Source organism: Streptomyces capillispiralis, assembly GCF_007829875.1.
Lineage (GTDB): Bacteria > Actinomycetota > Actinomycetes > Streptomycetales > Streptomycetaceae > Streptomyces > Streptomyces capillispiralis.
Genome location: NZ_VIWV01000001.1, coordinates 4,700,711 through 4,716,104, shown reverse-complemented (window position 1 = coordinate 4,716,104; position 15,394 = coordinate 4,700,711). Strand labels below are relative to the sequence as shown.

12 protein-coding genes are annotated in these 15,394 nt (G+C 72.3%); 7 read left to right on the top strand and 5 right to left on the bottom strand.

Features of this window, described 5'->3' with window-relative positions; translation table 11 throughout:
* Nucleotides 1-47 precede the first annotated feature (47 nt).
* A complete protein-coding gene (locus tag FHX78_RS20520; RefSeq protein WP_145868885.1) occupies nucleotides 48-1,031 on the top strand; it encodes a DNA-3-methyladenine glycosylase family protein in 984 nt (327 codons plus the stop codon).
* Between the two features lie 157 nt (nucleotides 1,032-1,188).
* Here FHX78_RS20520 and manB read toward each other — a convergent pair whose 3' ends face one another.
* Both manB and FHX78_RS20510 read right to left on the bottom strand, forming a co-directional pair.
* Nucleotides 1,189-2,271: a mannose-1-phosphate guanylyltransferase gene (gene manB, locus FHX78_RS20515; RefSeq protein ID WP_145868884.1), complete on the bottom strand. Its 1,083-nt coding sequence runs from the start codon at nucleotides 2,269-2,271 to the stop codon at nucleotides 1,189-1,191.
* Between the two features lie 121 nt (nucleotides 2,272-2,392).
* The gene (locus tag FHX78_RS20510) at nucleotides 2,393-4,042 is read right to left on the bottom strand and encodes an N-acetylmuramoyl-L-alanine amidase (RefSeq protein ID WP_229923873.1); all 1,650 of its coding nucleotides are present in this window, start codon (nucleotides 4,040-4,042) and stop codon (nucleotides 2,393-2,395) included.
* Nucleotides 4,043-4,171: 129 nt separating this feature from the next.
* On the opposite strand from FHX78_RS20510, the gene FHX78_RS20505 reads away from it, so the two are divergent.
* From FHX78_RS20505 to FHX78_RS20490, 4 genes are all read left to right on the top strand, one after another.
* On the top strand, nucleotides 4,172-4,933 hold the full coding sequence (locus FHX78_RS20505) for a TIGR03089 family protein (protein ID WP_145868883.1): 762 nt from the start codon (nucleotides 4,172-4,174) through the stop codon (nucleotides 4,931-4,933).
* Nucleotides 4,934-5,178: 245 nt separating this feature from the next.
* Nucleotides 5,179-6,351, top strand: a complete 1,173-nt coding sequence (locus tag FHX78_RS20500) for an LCP family protein (protein ID WP_145868882.1) — start codon at nucleotides 5,179-5,181, stop codon at nucleotides 6,349-6,351.
* Nucleotides 6,352-6,594: 243 nt separating this feature from the next.
* Entirely contained in the window at nucleotides 6,595-8,361 is a 1,767-nt protein-coding gene (locus FHX78_RS20495; RefSeq protein ID WP_145868881.1) for an LCP family protein, read from the top strand.
* 312 nt (nucleotides 8,362-8,673) lie between these two features.
* The gene (locus FHX78_RS20490; RefSeq protein WP_145868880.1) at nucleotides 8,674-10,251 is read left to right on the top strand and encodes an LCP family protein; all 1,578 of its coding nucleotides are present in this window, start codon (nucleotides 8,674-8,676) and stop codon (nucleotides 10,249-10,251) included.
* Nucleotides 10,252-10,299: 48 nt separating this feature from the next.
* Here the strand turns inward: FHX78_RS20490 and FHX78_RS20485 are convergent, their stop codons facing one another.
* Nucleotides 10,300-11,337 (bottom strand): glycosyltransferase family 2 protein, encoded by a 1,038-nt coding sequence (locus FHX78_RS20485; RefSeq protein WP_145868879.1) that lies wholly within the window; start codon nucleotides 11,335-11,337, stop codon nucleotides 10,300-10,302.
* 127 nt (nucleotides 11,338-11,464) lie between these two features.
* Here FHX78_RS20485 and FHX78_RS20480 point away from each other — a divergent pair, with 127 nt between their 5' ends.
* On the top strand, nucleotides 11,465-12,934 hold the full coding sequence (locus tag FHX78_RS20480) for an LCP family protein (RefSeq protein ID WP_444545363.1): 1,470 nt from the start codon (nucleotides 11,465-11,467) through the stop codon (nucleotides 12,932-12,934).
* A 12-nt stretch (nucleotides 12,935-12,946) separates the two neighbouring features.
* Here FHX78_RS20480 and FHX78_RS20475 read toward each other — a convergent pair whose 3' ends face one another.
* Nucleotides 12,947-13,504, bottom strand: a complete 558-nt coding sequence (locus FHX78_RS20475; RefSeq protein ID WP_145868878.1) for an acyl-CoA thioesterase — start codon at nucleotides 13,502-13,504, stop codon at nucleotides 12,947-12,949.
* A 119-nt stretch (nucleotides 13,505-13,623) separates the two neighbouring features.
* On the opposite strand from FHX78_RS20475, the gene FHX78_RS20470 reads away from it, so the two are divergent.
* A complete protein-coding gene (locus FHX78_RS20470) occupies nucleotides 13,624-14,904 on the top strand; it encodes an LCP family protein (RefSeq protein WP_444545364.1) in 1,281 nt (426 codons plus the stop codon).
* A 63-nt stretch (nucleotides 14,905-14,967) separates the two neighbouring features.
* Here the strand turns inward: FHX78_RS20470 and FHX78_RS20465 are convergent, their stop codons facing one another.
* Nucleotides 14,968-15,336 (bottom strand): four-helix bundle copper-binding protein, encoded by a 369-nt coding sequence (locus tag FHX78_RS20465; RefSeq protein ID WP_145868877.1) that lies wholly within the window; start codon nucleotides 15,334-15,336, stop codon nucleotides 14,968-14,970.
* Nucleotides 15,337-15,394 lie beyond the last annotated feature (58 nt).

The following is a 15,394-nucleotide window of genomic DNA, read 5'->3' as shown; positions in this document are numbered from 1 at the left end:
CGGCCCTACCCTCGTAGGAGCCCATCCGCTCCACCCTGGGACTTGCCGTGGCAGGACGTTTCGCTCCCCGCCCGACGCGTACGACCGTGCGCGGCGGGTCCGTCGGCGTGCCCCGCCAGGCGCCGGCCCGGGTGCGGGACTGGACGCCGGACGGCCCGCTGGACCTCGGCCTGGTGCTCGGGCCGCTGCGGCGCGGCCCCGGCGATCCGACGTTCCGGGCGCTGCCGGACGGCTCCGTGTGGCGGGCCAGCCTGACACCGGCGGGCCCGGGCACGCTCCGGGTCACGCAGCGGGCCGGTGAGGTCCGGGGTGAGGCCTGGGGTCCGGGCGCCGACTGGCTCCTGGACCGGCTGCCGGAGCTGCTCGGCGCGGCCGACGACCCGTCCGCCTTCGTCCCCCGGCACAGGCTGCTGGCCCTCACCCGTCACCGCAGGCCCGGTCTGCGGCTGACCCGTACGGGGCTGGTGCTGGAGTCGCTGATCCCGTCGGTCCTGGAGCAGAAGGTCACCACCGGCGACGCCTACCGGGCGTGGCGGCTGCTGGTGCGCGCGTACGGGGAGCCGGCGCCCGGTCCCGCACCGGAGCGGATGTCGGTGATGCCGGCTCCGCGCACCTGGGCCCTGATCCCGTCCTGGGAGTGGCACCGGGCCGGCGTCGACGACAAGCGGGCGTCGACCATCCTGCGGGCCGTACGGGTCGCCGCACGGCTGGAGGAAGCGGTGGCCATGCCCCCGGCGGCCGCGCGGCAGCGGCTGGAGCTGGTGTCGGGGATCGGGCCGTGGACGTCGGCGGAGACGGTGCAGCGCAGTCACGGGGCCGCGGACGCGGTGACCGTGGGCGATCTGCACCTGCCGGGGATCGTGGGGTTCGCGCTGGCGGGGGACCGGCACGCGGACGACGCCGCCATGCTGTCGCTCCTGGAGCCGTACGCCGGTCAGCGGCACCGCGCCGCGCGGCTCATCCTGCTGAGCGGACGCGTACCGGAACGCCGGGCACCGCGCATGCCGCACGGTGACATCGGACGGTTCTGAGAGCACCCGGCCGCCGGATTCCGCGCCGGGCCGGGGACGGACCGGGGACGCACACCCCCGCCCCGCCCCGTCCACCGGCCGCAGGCGCTGCGCGCACCCCACCGCACCGCACCCTGCGCCGCGGGCGAGAACCCGCACCCGCGCCGCAGGCAGCCCCCTACTGATCCGAGGAGAAGCGAACCGCCCCCGCCGGAATCCGCGCGTCGCACCACACGCGGACACCCTCGCGGAGTTCGTTGCCGGCTCCGATGACCGCGCCGTCGCCTATCACCGTGCCGGTGAGGACCGACCGTTCGCCCACCCGCGCCCGCGTGCCGATCAGCGAGTCGGTGACGACCGCGCCCGGCTCGATGACCGCCCCGGGCAGGATCGTGCTGCCGAAGACGCGCGCGCCCTCCGCCACGAACGCGCCCTCGCCCACCACCGTCCCGCCCGCGAGCTTCGCGTCGGGCGCCACGGTCGCCGTCGGCAGCACCAGCCGGTCACCGCAGCGCCCCGGCACGGCCGGCGACGGCGCCCGGCCGAGCACCAGGTCCGCCGAGCCCCGCACGAACGCCGCGGGAGTGCCCAGGTCCAGCCAGTACGTGGAGTCGACCATGCCCTGGAGATGGGCCCCGGCCGACAGCAGCTCCGGGAAGGTCTCCCGCTCCACCGACACCGGCCGGCCCGTCGGGATCGTGTCGATCAACGACCGGCGGAAGACGTACGCCCCCGCGTTGATCTGGTCGGTGACGATCTCCTCCGGCGTCTGCGGCTTCTCCAGGAACGCCAGCACCCTCCCCGTCCCGTCCGTGGGGACCAGCCCGTAGGCGCGCGGATCCGTCACCTTCGTCAGGTGCAGCGAGACGTCCGCGCCGGTCGTCTCGTGCGTGCGCACCAGCGCCCGGATGTCCAGCCCGGTCAGGATGTCCCCGTTGAAGATCAGTACCGGTTCGTCCGGCCCCGAGTGCAGCCGGGACGCGACGTTGCGGATCGCGCCGCCCGTACCGAGCGGCTCCTCCTCCGTCACGTACTCGATGTGCAGGCCCAGGGCCGCCCCGTCGCCGAAGTACGGCTCGAAGACCTCGGCCAGGTAGGACGTGGCCATGACGATGTGTTCGACGCCCGCGGCTCTCGCTCTCGCCAGCTGGTGCGTGAGGAAGGGCACCCCGGCCGCCGGAACCATGGGCTTCGGTGTGTGCACCGTGAGCGGGCGCAGTCGCGTGCCCTTGCCGCCGACCAGGAGGATCGCTTCTGTCACCTGTCGTCTCTGCTTCCTGCCGGGACCGGCCGAACTGTCTTTCGGCCGGCCAGTGTATGCAGACCGTTCCACAGCGCGTGCGACGGCGGTGTCTCCGGCAGGAAGGGACGCCCGGACCGCCTCAGCGGCCCTGGTAACGGGCCGCGGTGGAACGGGCGGTGCCGAGCTTGCGGTAGAGCTTCCCCCCTGGGCACGCGGTGTTGAACCCGTCCCGGTGACCGGAGATCACGTTCAGTCGTACCTTCTTACCTTTTCGGTAGAGATTGCCACCACCGGACTTCAGATATGTCTTGGCGCGTGGATTCATGCCGTGCAGTCCGAGTTTCCAGGCGGTGAGCCGGGCGATGGCCTTCACCGCGGAGGACGACGGCTTCTTGGAGTCGTAGGAGCCGATCACGGCGATGCCGGTGGTGTCGGTGTTGAACCCGAAGGTGTGGGCGCCCTTGACCGGCTTCGCCACGCCCCCGGCCCGGCCCTCGTAGATCCTGCCGCACCTGTCGACGAGGAAGTTGTAGCCGATGTCCCGCCAGCCCAGGCTCCTGACGTGGTAGCGGTAGAACCCGCGGATCAGCGAAGGGGCCTGCGCGCAGGAGTAGTTGTTGCCGGAGGCGGTGTGGTGCACGAAGGCCGCCTTGACCTTGCCGGTGTACACGAACTGCTTCTCCCGCAGGCTCTCGTCCGCTCCCCAGCCGCCCCGGGTGACGATGGCGGGGCGCGGCCCGATGTACGGCCTGGCCCGCTGCTGCTCGGTCAGCTCGGGCCCGCGCAGGGCGAGCAGTTCCTGCCGGGTCTGTTCGCCGGTCAGCGCCGGGATCTCGGTGGCGCCGAGCGGTGCGAGGGGGGCGTTGGCCGCGGAGGCGGCGGTCGCCTCGGCGCTCATCGCACCGGTGCGGGGGACCTCGGCGTCCTCGCCGGTGGGCTGTCCGGCAGCCGCTCCGGTGGCCTCACCCGGGGGCGGGGCGGCCGTCCCGGGGTCGATGAGATCGAGCCGCAGCCCGGAGGGCAGAGCCGAGGGGTCGTCGCCGGAGGAGGCCCCGGCCGAGGCACCGTCACCCGAAGGGCCGTCACCCGAAACGGCACCGGTGGAGGACCCGCCACCGCCCGAAACCGCACCGGCGGACGAGCCGTCACCCGAGCCCGCACCAGCCGAGGACCCGTCCACCGAGGACCCGCCGCCGCCCGAAACCGCACCGGCGGACGACCCGTCACCCGAAACCGCACCGGCCGAGGGCCCGTCCACCGAGGACCCGTCACCCGAAGGCGCCCCGGTCCCCGGTTCCCCGGGCTCCGGTTGGACCCGGATCTCCACCCCGTCGGACTCCCCCACCCACAGGGGTGCCGTGGCTCCGCGTACCCGGCCCGAGGCCGCTTCCGGGGTGCCCGGATCGGCCGCGTGGTCGGCGTAGTGGGTCTCGACGTCCCGCCAGCCGGTCCAGGTGCCGGTGCCGGCCGCCCGGGTGCGGACCTGGACGCGGCCGTGGAGTTCGGCGGCGGGGTCGTCCCAGACGACGCCGAGGAGCGAGAAGTGCCGTACCGCCCGGGGGGCGAGGCCGAGGACCGCGGCGCCGGAGGCGCGGTCGCGGGTGAGGGTCCGCAGCGGCAGCGACTGGGTGCTGCCGGGGACGTCGGGCTGGGCCGTCACCGCCGCGCGCGTGGCCGCTTCTGCCGTCGGGGCCGTTCTCGCGGCCGCAGCGGTGGCGGGCGGAGCGAGCGGGAGGGCGAGGGCGGCGGCGCAGGTGACACCGATTGAGGAAGCAAGGATTCCACGCATACCCCTGACTTTGGACATGGTCAGACAAATCTGTCCATCGGGGAGTTGACGGACTGTCGGACCCCGTTCCCCCGAACCGGTGCCCCGCACGGGCGGTGCGCGCGGACCGGCCCGCGTACGCTTGCGCGGGTGAACGCGACCGACCGCACCCCTGCCGACCTGCTGAGTTCCGCGCTGGCCGCGGACCCGGGACGCCCTCTGGTGACCTTCTACGACGACGCCACGGGCGAACGCGTCGAATTGTCCGTGGCGACCTTCGCCAATTGGGTGGCCAAGACCGCCAACCTCCTCCAGGACGAGCTGTCCGTCGAGCCCGGCGACCGGGTGGCGCTGCTGCTGCCCGCGCACTGGCAGACGGCGGTCTGGCTGCTGGCGTGCGCGTCGGTGGGCGTGGTCGCGGATGTGGCCGGGGACCCGGCGGCGGCGGACGTGGTGGTGAGCGGCCCGGAGCCGGAGTCGCTGGAGGCGGCGCGGGCCTGCTCGGGCCCCCGGGTCGCGCTGGCGCTGCGCCCCCTCGGCGGGCGTTTCCCGCAGCCGCCGGAGGGCTTCGCCGACTACGCCGTCGAGGTGCCGGGACAGGGCGACCGGTTCGTGCCGTACGCGCCCGTGGACGCCGAGGAGCCGGCGCTGATCGTGGCGGGACGGGAGTTCACCGGGGCGGAGGTGGTCGAGCGGGCCCGCGCGGAGGCGGCGGAGCTCGGGCTGACCGGGCCGGGCTCGCGGATCCTGTCCGGGCTGCCGTTCGACACCTGGGAAGGTCTGAACACGGGACTGTACGGTCCGCTGGCGACCGGCGGCTCCGTGGTGCTGTGCCGGAACCTGGACCGCCTCGCGGACGACGCGCTGGACAAGCGGGTGGACAGCGAGCGCGTGACGGTCATCGCCCGCTAGCGGACGCCGCACCCCGCGGAGCAAACCGGGCCGGGCCCGGTCCCACCCGTCCACTCCGCCCCCTCCCCCGTTCGGCGCAGCACCACCCGCCGCCCGGCGCCCTCCCGGGTCATCGTCGTAGCGACGGCACACGCCCCGTGCCGCGCCGCACGCTCCCGTCCGTACGGGGACCTCGGCCGCCCCCGTGCGCCGACGCGCCCGTACGCCGTCCCGGTCCCGTACGCAGTGAGGGGGTGGACCCGGTCATGAGCGACACCGAAGGCACACCTCTCGCGGTGGCGGGGTCCTCGGCGAGCGGGCGGGGGCGGGCCCGGCGCAGGCGGCGCTGGGCGCGCGGTACGGCGCTCGCGGTCGCCGTCGTCGTCGTCGCGGCCGCGGGGGCGGGGTGGGCGGTGTACATGAAGCTGGAGGGGAACATCACCCCGGACGAGGCGGCGGCGGCCGAACTCGCGCGGTTCGAGAAGGAGCGGCCCACGGCCCTCGTCAAGGACGCCCGGAACATCCTGCTGATCGGGTCCGACTCGCGCTCGGGCCAGGAGAACCGGCGCTACGGGCGGGACCCGGGGACGCAGCGGTCGGACACCGTGATCCTGCTGCACCTGTCGGCGGGCCGGCGCAGTGCCACCGCGGTGTCCATACCCCGGGACCTGATGGTGGACGTACCCGGTTGTCGCCGTCCGGACGGATCACGTTCCGAACCCGTGTTCACGATGTTCAACTCCGCTTTCGAGGTGGGCGGTTCCGCCTGCACCATCCGCACCGTCGAGAAACTCACGGACATTCGCGTCGACCACCATGTCGTCGTCGACTTCGACGGTTTCAAGGACATGGTCGACGCGGTGGACGGCGTCGAGGTGTGCCTGCGCGAGCCCATTGACGACGAGGCCGCCGAACTGAGGCTGTCGGCGGGCCGGGTGACGCTGAGCGGGGAGCAGGCGCTCGGTTATGTCCGCGCCCGCAAGAGCATCGGCGACGGCAGTGACACCAGTCGTATGGAACGGCAGCAGCGGTTCCTCGGCGCCCTCGTGAACAAGGTGCGCAGCAATGACGTTCTGCTGAATCCGGTGAAGCTGTATCCCGTTCTGGACGCGGCCACCTCCTCGCTCACGACCGACCCGGGGCTGGCCAGCCTGCGGGGCCTGTACGACCTCGTGCGCGGGCTGCGGCAGATCCCCACGGAAGGCGTGCAATTCCTGACCGTCCCGCGCGAGCCGTACGCCGGAAACGCCAATCGGGACCAGCTCGCGCAGCCCGCGGCGGAGAAACTGTTCGAGCGGTTGCGCAGGGACGCACCCGTGGCGGTCGACACGGACGGTGACGAAAAGGCCACGGAAAAGGAATCGGGGAAGACGCCCGGGACGGCCTCTCCGGCCCCGACGTTCTCGGGGAACACGGCCGCCGAGGACACCTGCGCGTAAAACCTGCACCAAACCAACTCCAGGAGTACGAACTCTCGTCCAGGGAAATGGGCGGATTGCCCCTTGTGAGGACGTGGAATTCGTCACCGGCGTCGCCCGGGGTCGATCAGGACCGTTAGTGTGAGCGCTCCGGTGCGTCCGTTCCTTCAGGCCCGTCCTGAGATCCCGCACTGTGTGACCGAGACCCGAGCGCCTTGGGAGGGGAAAGGCGCCGCGTGGCCCCGACGGAGGATTCGAGCGACCGTGGACGCGCAAGGCCGTGGGCGGGGGGAGAACATCGACCCCGCAGACCAGTGGGTACTCAATCCGGACACTGGTGAATACGAACTGCGACTGAGCACTTCCGCACCGCAGTCGCCGGTCCCCGGACCGCGGCGTGCCGGACGTTCCGCGCGCGGGGGCGCCGCGCGCGGCCGGTCGGCGGCACCGGGCCGTTCGGCCGAGCCGACCGGCCGCGGGACGCGGGAGCGCGAGAAGCCCGGCCGGGAGGTCCCGCCGCAGCGCAGACGCCGCGGCGCGCCGCCGGAGGAGCCGCCGGGACGGCGCGGGCGCCGGCCGGCGAAGAAGCCGAAGGCGAAGAAGGTCCTGCTGTGGGCCGGCGGCACCATGGCGTTCGTGGTGCTCGCCACCGGCGTGGGCGGCTACCTGTACCTGGAGCACCTGAACGACAACATCACCTCCGTCCCGGACGACGGCGCCAGCACCGGCGGCTTCAGCAAGGACAAGGCGATCAACATCCTGGTGATCGGCACCGACAAGCGCACCGGCGCGGGCAACGACGGCTACGGCGACGCGGGCAGTGCCGGGCACGCCGACACCACGATCCTGCTGCACGTCTCCAGGGACCGCTCCAACGCGACCGCGCTGAGCATCCCGCGCGACCTGATAGTCGACATCCCCGACTGCCCGACGCAGCAGGAGGACGGCAGCCAGAAGGTGATCCCGGGCTCCTCCGGCGTCCGTTTCAACACCAGCCTCGGCCAGAGCGGCCGCACGCCGAGCTGCACCATGCGGACCGTGACGGAGCTGACCGGGATCAAGCCGGACAACTTCATGGTGGCCGACTTCAACGCCGTCAAGACGCTGACCTCGGCGGTCGGCGGCGTCGAGGTGTGTCTGGCGAAGGACATCGACGACCCGGACTCCCACCTGAAGCTGTCCAAGGGCACGCACACCATCGAGGGCGAGGAGGCGCTGGCGTTCGTGCGCACCCGGCACTCGGTGGGCACGGGCGGCGACCTGAGCCGGATCGAACTCCAGCAGCAGTTCCTGAGCGCGCTGATGCGCAAACTGAAGTCGAACGACACCCTCACCAGCCCCTCGAAGATGATCAAACTCGCCGAGGCGGGCACCGAGGCGCTCACCGTCGACTCCCAGCTGGACAGCATCGGCAAGCTCAAGGACCTCGGCCTGGAACTGGGCAAACTCAACGTCAAGAACCTGTCGTTCACCACCGTGCCGGTGCGCGACAACCCCGCGGAGACGGTGAAGGCGACCGTCGTCCTCAACGAGGCCGAGGCCCCCAAGGTCTTCGACCTGATCCGCAACGACGTGTCGTTCACCGAGGTCAAGCAGCAGAAGAAGAAGGAGAAGGCCGAGGTCGCCGCCCGGCTGAAGGGCGAGAAGGCACCGGCCTCCGAGGTCCGCGTCCGCATCCTCAACGGCGGCGCGCCCGGCGGCAGCGCCCAGGAGACACTCAGCTGGCTCCAGGTCGAACAGGGCGTCGACAAGTCCGAGAACGCGGGCAACGCGCCCGCGGAACTGAGCAAGACCACGCTCGAGTACGCCCCCGACCAGGCCGCCCAGGCCCGCCGCCTCGCCGACATCCTGGGGCTGTCCGGGTCGGCGATGAAGCCCGGCGAGAGCGTCACCAACGCCCAGGGCCTGCCCGCGATCTCACTGACCCTCGGCAAGGACTTCAAGGGCGCCGGCGTCTCGCTCACGCCGCCGGACAAGGCGCCCGACGACGTCGAGAAGTCCACGGCGGACAAGGTCGAGTGCGCCAAGTGACCTGACGGGCCCGCCGCGTCCCCTTGGGGGCGCGGACGGGCCCGTTCCGTGCCGTGAGGGGCGCGACGGCGGCGCCGGACGGTGCGTGCGCGGTGTGCGCGGTGTGCGCGGTGTGTGCGCGGAGAGGGCGCGGACGGGGACACGGCAGGGGTCTGCGGCCGGTCCGCGGGACGGTTGCCCTGGCCCCCGCACCGTGTCCAAGTCGGTGCCGTTCGGAGGGCAACTGACGGGCGCCTCGTGCGTCTAACAGGACGCAGGACAGGCCTGCGTGGACGAGGCGAGGAGTTGCCAGGGGTGGTCAGGACGGGGGCAGTGACGCAGGACGCCACGCGGGAGACGCTCCGTGACGACGAGCGTGAGGACGCCGCTCCGGAGGAGGCCCCGTCCGACGGCGCCGGCAGCCCCCGCCCGCGCCGCGCACGCCGGTTGCTCAAGTGGTCGGCGGCGGTGCTCGCGCTGCTCATAATCGGCGCCGCCGGGGCGGGTTACCTCTACTACCGGCAGCTGAACGGCAACATCAAGAAGGACCCCCTGAACCTGGGCGACACCAAGGTCGCCGAGCCGACGCCGAACGCGGCCGGGCAGACCCCGCTGAACATCCTGCTCATCGGCTCCGACGCGCGGGACACCGAGGAGAACCAGCAACTCGGCGGCGCCCGCGAGACGTTCGGCTCCACCCCGCTCGCCGACGTGCAGATGCTGGTGCACCTGTCCGCCGACCGGTCCAACATGTCCGTGATCAGCATGCCGCGCGACACCCTGGTCGAGATCCCCAAGTGCACCGACCCCGACGACGGGACGGTGTACCCGGCGAGCAACGGGCGCACGATGACCAACCAGAGCCTCGGACACGGCGGTCCCGGCTGCACCGTGGCCACCTGGCAGGAGCTCACCGGCATCCACATCGACCACTTCGTCATGGTCGACTTCGCGGGCGTGGTGTCCATGGCGGACGCGGTCGGCGGAGTGCCGGTGTGCGTCGACGCGAACATCCACTCGCGCGACAGCCGGGGGCACGGCTCCGGGCTGAAACTGCGCAAGGGCACTCACCCGATCAAGGGCGAGCAGGCCCTGCAGTGGCTGCGCACGCGCTACGGCTTCAAGGACGGCAGCGACCTCGCCCGCGCCGAGGCGCAGCACATGTACATGAACTCCCTGGTCCGGCAGTTGCGGGCGAACGCCACCCTGAGCAGCCCCAACAAGCTGCGCAGGCTGGCCGAGAAGGCCACCGAGGCGCTCACCGTCGACCCCGGGCTCGACACCGTCAAGAAGCTCTACGACCTCAGCTCCGAGCTGCGCGCGGTGAAGCCGGAGCGCATCACCATGACCACGATGCCCAACCGCTACGTGGGCGCACGGGTGGAGCCGACCGAGGACGCCGAGAAGCTGTTCCGTCTGGTGCGCGAGGACATCGCCCTCGACGGCAAGGACGCCGCGCCGGCGAAGGCCGAGAAGAAGGCCCCGTCCGACCCGGCCGCCGCGGACGCCGAGATCGCCGTCCAGGTCCGCAACGGCACCCGCACCGACACCCTCGCCGCCGCCTCCGGCCGGGCCACCGTCGTGGCCGGGGCGCTGGAGGAGAAGGGCTTCACCTCGACGACCGCCGACACCACCAGCGCCCTCAGCGAGGAGCGGACGGTGGTGCACTACCCGAGCGCCGACCTGGAGGGCGACGCCCGGCGCGTCGCCGAGGCCCTGGGCATCCCGGCGGACTCGGTGAAGCGGTCCACCGAGGTGTCCGGCGTCACCCTCGTCGTGGGCGCCGACTGGCGCGAGGGCACGGAGTACGAGGCGCCCGAGGAGGACAACACCACCCCCGAGTCGGCGCAGGCGCTCAACGGGGCCGACGACAAGGCGTGCATGCACGTCGACCCCGACTACACCTGGTGAACGCGAAGGGCCTCTCCCCGGCCGGGAGAGGCCCTGGTGACCGCGGTGTCAGGCGGCGGGCGCGTCCGCGTGGACGGCGGGGCGCCGGGAGGCGATGACCTTCTTCGCCAGCGAGCGCGGACTGGTCAGGAAGCCCCAGCCCCACGACATGTGCATGGTGGCCAGCGCCACCGGGATCCGCAGCCGCGCCTTCAGCGGCTGCCCCTTGCCGGCGGGTATGGAGCCCAGCACGATCGCCGCGAGGTAACCGCCGGGGACCACGAAGCCCCACGGCGTGAGCACCGCGCCGGCCACGATCCCGGCGGCGATCGCGCACACGGCGGCCGGCGGGGCGAGATAGCGCAGGTTGATGGAGCCGGAGTGGTAGCGGGCCACCACGTGCCGCCAACGGCCGTAGTCCTTGTACTGCTTGGCCAGCGCGCGCACGCTCGGCCGGGGGCGGTACGACACCTTCAGCTCGGGCGAGAACCAGATCAGCCCGCCCGCCTCACGGATGCGGAAGTTCAGCTCCCAGTCCTGGGCGCGGATGAACTCCACGTTGTAGCCGCCCTGCCGCTCCAGCGCCTCGCGCCGGAAGACGCCGAGGTAGACGGTCTCGGCGGGGCCGGCCTGGCCGCCGGTGTGGAAGGCGGCGTTGCCCACGCCGATCTTCGAGGTCATCGCGGCGGCGACCGCGTGCTCCCAGTCGTTCTCGCCCTCGGCGTGCATGATGCCGCCGACGTTCTGCGCGCCGGTCTCCTCCAGGAGCCGCACGGCGGTGGCGATGTAGTTCGGGGAGAGCATCCCGTGCCCGTCGACGCGGACCACGACCGGGTGGCGCGAGGCCTTGATCGCCGCGTTGAGGGCGGCCGGGGTGCGGCCGGTCGGGTTGGGCACGGTGTGCACCCGCGGGTCCTCGGCCACGAGCTCGGCGGCGATCTCGTCCGTGCGGTCCGTGGAGGGACCGAGGGCGATCACGACCTCCATCTCGCCGGCGTACTCCTGGGCGAGGATCGCGCGGACCGCGCCGCGCAGATGCCTCTCCTCGTTGAGGACCGGCATGATCACGGAAACGGCGGGGAGCTGCACGTCGGGATTGGCGTTCATAGAGCGCTCACGTTACCGCGAACGGGGGACACCGGTGCGCGCGCCGGGGGCGCTGCGCCGGGCCGCAGATCCTATCGGCCTACGGTGCTCACGATCGCTCGCACGGCCGTCGTCCGGAGGTGTCCCCTTGTCCACGCCGCCGCGGTCCCCCCGGCCCCGCACCGCACCGCAGCAGACCCCGCGGCCGCCCCGCAGGGGCCCGCGCCCGCCCGCGCGCCGGAAGCCGCGCTGGGCCATGCGCACCGTCACCACGCTCTCGGTCGTGGTGCTCGCCTCCGCCGGGATCGGTCACGCGGTGCTCACCGGGCTCGACGAGGACATCGCCCGGGTCGACCCGTTCCGCGACATGAAGAACCGTCCCGAGGCCGGGCACGGCACGAACATCCTGCTCGTCGGCACCGACGGCCGGGAGAGGATCGGCCGGGAGGAGCGGGAGAGGTACCGGCTCGGCGGCGCCCCCTGCCACTGCACCGACACGATCATGATCGTGCACATCTCGGAGGACCGGGACCGCGCCAGCGTGGTCAGCCTGCCCCGCGACTCCTACGCCGAGACACCTCCGCACACCGACCGGGTGAGCGGGGAGCAGCACCGGGGGCACCCCCTGAAACTCAACGCGGCGTACGCGGAGGGCGGGCCGCGGCTGACCGTGCGCACGGTCGAGAAGATGACCCGGGTGAAGATCGACCACTACCTGGAGGTCGACTTCGCCAGCTTCATGAAGACCGTGGACGTGGTCGGCGGCGTGGAGATCTGCACCGACCGCCGGATGAAGGACAGCCGCACCGGCCTGGACCTGCCGGCCGGCCGGCACACCCTCCGCGGCGGCCAGGCCCTGCAGTACGTCCGGGCCCGGTACGTGGACGGCGCCTCCGACCTCAGCCGGATGAAGCGCCAGCAGCACTTCATGGCGGCGCTGGTGGACCGGACCACCTCGTCCGGGATCCTGCTGAACCCGATGAAGTTCCGGGACGTGACCCGGGCGGTGCTCGGCTCGGTCCGCGCGGACAAGGGCTTCGGCACCGACGAACTGCTCGACCTCGGCCGGGCGATGCGGGACTTCTCTCCCTCCTCCTCCGAGTTCACGACGGTGCCGATCGCGGAGATGGGGCATGCCGTCAAGGGCGTCGGCTCGACCCTGAAGTGGGACACCGAGAAGTCCGAGCGGATCTTCGAGGCGCTGCGCCGGGACCAGCCGCTCGCCGTGCGGCACGCGCCCGACGCGGCGCGGCGCGTGCCGGTCGACCCCCGGCGGATCCGGGTCCAGGTGGAGAACGGGACCCGCACGGCCGGTCTCGGCCGGCGCGTGGACGCGGCGCTGGCGGCGACCGGCTTCGACACCACCCGGGCCCCGGCCAACGCGGCCGACCGGGACGTGCGGCGGACGGTCGTCGTCCACGACCCGCGCTGGGACCGCTCCGCGCGGTCCCTGGCGGCGGCCCTGCCGGGCAGCGAACTGCGCGCGGTCGAGGGCCAGGGCGCCACGCTGAAGGTGATCGCGGGCGCCGACTTCGAGAAGGTCCGCAAGGTGCGGGCGCAGGATCCGGGCCAGGACGAGTTCGGGGTGGTGCGGGGCGACGAGGTGGGGTGCTCCTGAGCCGGGGAGCGGTCAGTCCTCGAACCCCTCCGCCGCCCGCTTCTCCCGCAGCTCCATGATCGCGCGGCGGCGGGCCAGCCGGTGGGCGCGGCGGATCTGCGCCTCCTGGCGGCGGCGCTCGTCCCGCTCGGTCTCCGGTATGACCGGCGGCACCCGGCGCGGCTTGCCGTCGGCGTCGACGGCGGCGAACACGAGGTACGCCGAGCCGACCTGGGTAGACGGCGTGGACTCGTTCCAGCGCTCGGCCAGCACCCGCACCCCGACCTCCATGGAGGTCCGCCCGGTCCAGTTGACCTGGGCCTTCACATGGACCAGGTCACCGACACGGACCGGCTCCAGGAAGGCCATCTCGTCCATGGAGGCGGTGACGGCCGGCCCTCCGGAGTGCCGTCCGGCGACGGCTCCCGCCGCGTCGTCGACCAGCTTCATGATCACCCCGCCGTGCACCGTCCCGAGGAGGTTGGTGTCGTTGTGGGTCATGATGTGGCTGAGGGTCGTACGGGACGCCGAGGTGGGCTTGCCCGGGATGTCCGGAGTCTCCGTCTGTGCGGCTGGGGCCTGGTCTGTCATGGCCTCCACCTTATGCCGAGGTCACATCGGTGGGATTTGTGTCAGCTTCGCAACAGCGGCGCTGTGATTTTCCGACGACCCTTGCATGGCGCACGGCCCGGACCTGCACACTGTCTCCCATGACTGATTGGCCCGAGGCAAGGTCCGACGACAACCGCGGCGGACGCTACGGACGCGGGAGCGGGAGCGCGCAGCCCGAGGGCGCCCGTGTCATGCGGCAGGTCCGCCGTGGTCCGGCGGCCCCTGCCGGGCAGGGCGCGTACGGCGGTGTGCCGCAGCAGCCGTCGTACGTGGACGGCCAGGGCCACGGCGGCTCCGACGGTTACGACAGCGGCTACAACACCGGCCAGGTCTACGGCAGGCCCGGCGGTGGCGGACCCGGCGGGCCGGGCGGCGGGCCCGGACCCGGTCCGCGTCCGGCGCCGGACTGGCGCCGCCGCATCAAGTGGACGGCGATCACCGTCGTCACCGTGCTGGTCGTGACGACCGTCGGCACGTACTTCTGGGCCGACTCCAAGCTCAACCGCGACGTCGACCTCTCCACGGTCGTCGACCGGCCCGAGAAGGGCGAGGGCACCAACTACCTGATCGTCGGCTCCGACAGCCGCGAGGGCATGTCCGACGAGGACAAGAAGAAGCTGCACACCGGGTCCGCCGAGGGCAAGCGCACCGACTCGATGATGATCCTGCACACCGGCGACAACGGCCCGACCCTGATCTCCCTCCCCCGTGACTCCAACGTCACGATCCCGGAGTTCAAGGGCTCGGAGTCGGGCAAGTCCAGGCCCGCCATGGGCGCGAACAAGCTGAACGCCGCGTACTCCATCGACGGCCCCACGCTGCTGGTGCGGACGGTGGAGTTCAACACCGGTCTGCACATCGACCACTACGTGGAGATCGGCTTCGGCGGCTTCGCGAGCATCGTGGACGCGGTCGGCGGGGTGGAGATGGACATCCCGCAGGACATCAAGGACACCAAGTCCGGCGCGGACTTCAAGAAGGGCAAGCAGACGCTGAACGGCGAGGAGGCCCTCGCCTTCGTCCGCACCCGGTACGCGCTGGCCGGCTCCGACCTGGACCGCACGAAGAACCAGCAGAAGTTCCTGTCCGCGCTCGCCAACCAGGTGGCCACCCCGGGCACCGTCCTCAACCCCTTCAAGCTGTACCCGACGATGGGCGCGGGCCTGGACTCCCTGGTCGTCGACCAGGACATGGGGCTGTTCGACCTGGCCGGGATGTTCTGGGCGATGAAGGGCGTCAGCGGCGGCGAGGGCAAGTCGATGAACATGCCGATCGCGGGCAGCGCCGGCAACGGCAACCTGCAGTGGGACATGCCGAAGGTGAAGCAGCTGGTCGAGCAGCTGAAGAACGACGAGAAGGTCACCGTCTCCGGCAACTGAGACCCGACCCCGGCGCAGGGGCGTCCCGCCGCGGGGCGCCCCTCCGTCGTGCCGGCGGGTGCGTCACATCGTGGCGCCCGCCATGGCGCGGCACGTCTCGGAGCAGCGGCGGCAGGACTCGGCGCAGCGCGTCATCCGGTCGTCGTCCGGCAGGGACATGCACGCCTCGGCGCACAGGTCGCAGGCCTGCGCGCACATCATGCACATCTCGTTGGCCAGCGGCGAGCGGCGCATCATCATGTCGGCGCACATGCGGGTCATCTCCGCGCAGTCCATGAGCGCCCGCATGATCCGCATCTGGGCCTGGCCGCCCATCTGCAGACAGGAGCTCATGGTCTCCTCGCACACTCCGTGGCAGGACATGCAGGCGTTGACGCAGTCCTGCGTCTCCTTGCTCATCGGCTCCATGGTCGTGGGCTGCTGCTGGGTCATGGTTCCTCCCGGGGAGGCGGCGAGGACCGGCGGTCGGCCCCCGTCCCTCCGTCCTACG

Bases quoted from the DNA above. Each gene is read 5' to 3' on its own strand.
- FHX78_RS20510 (WP_229923873.1), bottom strand. From the start codon at position 4,042: ATGCGTGGAATCCTTGCTTCCTCAATCGGTGTCACCTGCGCCGCCGCC.
- FHX78_RS20500 (WP_145868882.1), top strand. From the start codon at position 5,179: ATGAGCGACACCGAAGGCACACCTCTCGCGGTGGCGGGGTCCTCGGCG.
- FHX78_RS20485 (WP_145868879.1), bottom strand. From the start codon at position 11,337: ATGAACGCCAATCCCGACGTGCAGCTCCCCGCCGTTTCCGTGATCATG.
- FHX78_RS20475 (WP_145868878.1), bottom strand. From the start codon at position 13,504: ATGACAGACCAGGCCCCAGCCGCACAGACGGAGACTCCGGACATCCCG.
- FHX78_RS20470 (WP_444545364.1), top strand. From the start codon at position 13,624: ATGACTGATTGGCCCGAGGCAAGGTCCGACGACAACCGCGGCGGACGC.
- FHX78_RS20465 (WP_145868877.1), bottom strand. From the start codon at position 15,336: ATGACCCAGCAGCAGCCCACGACCATGGAGCCGATGAGCAAGGAGACG.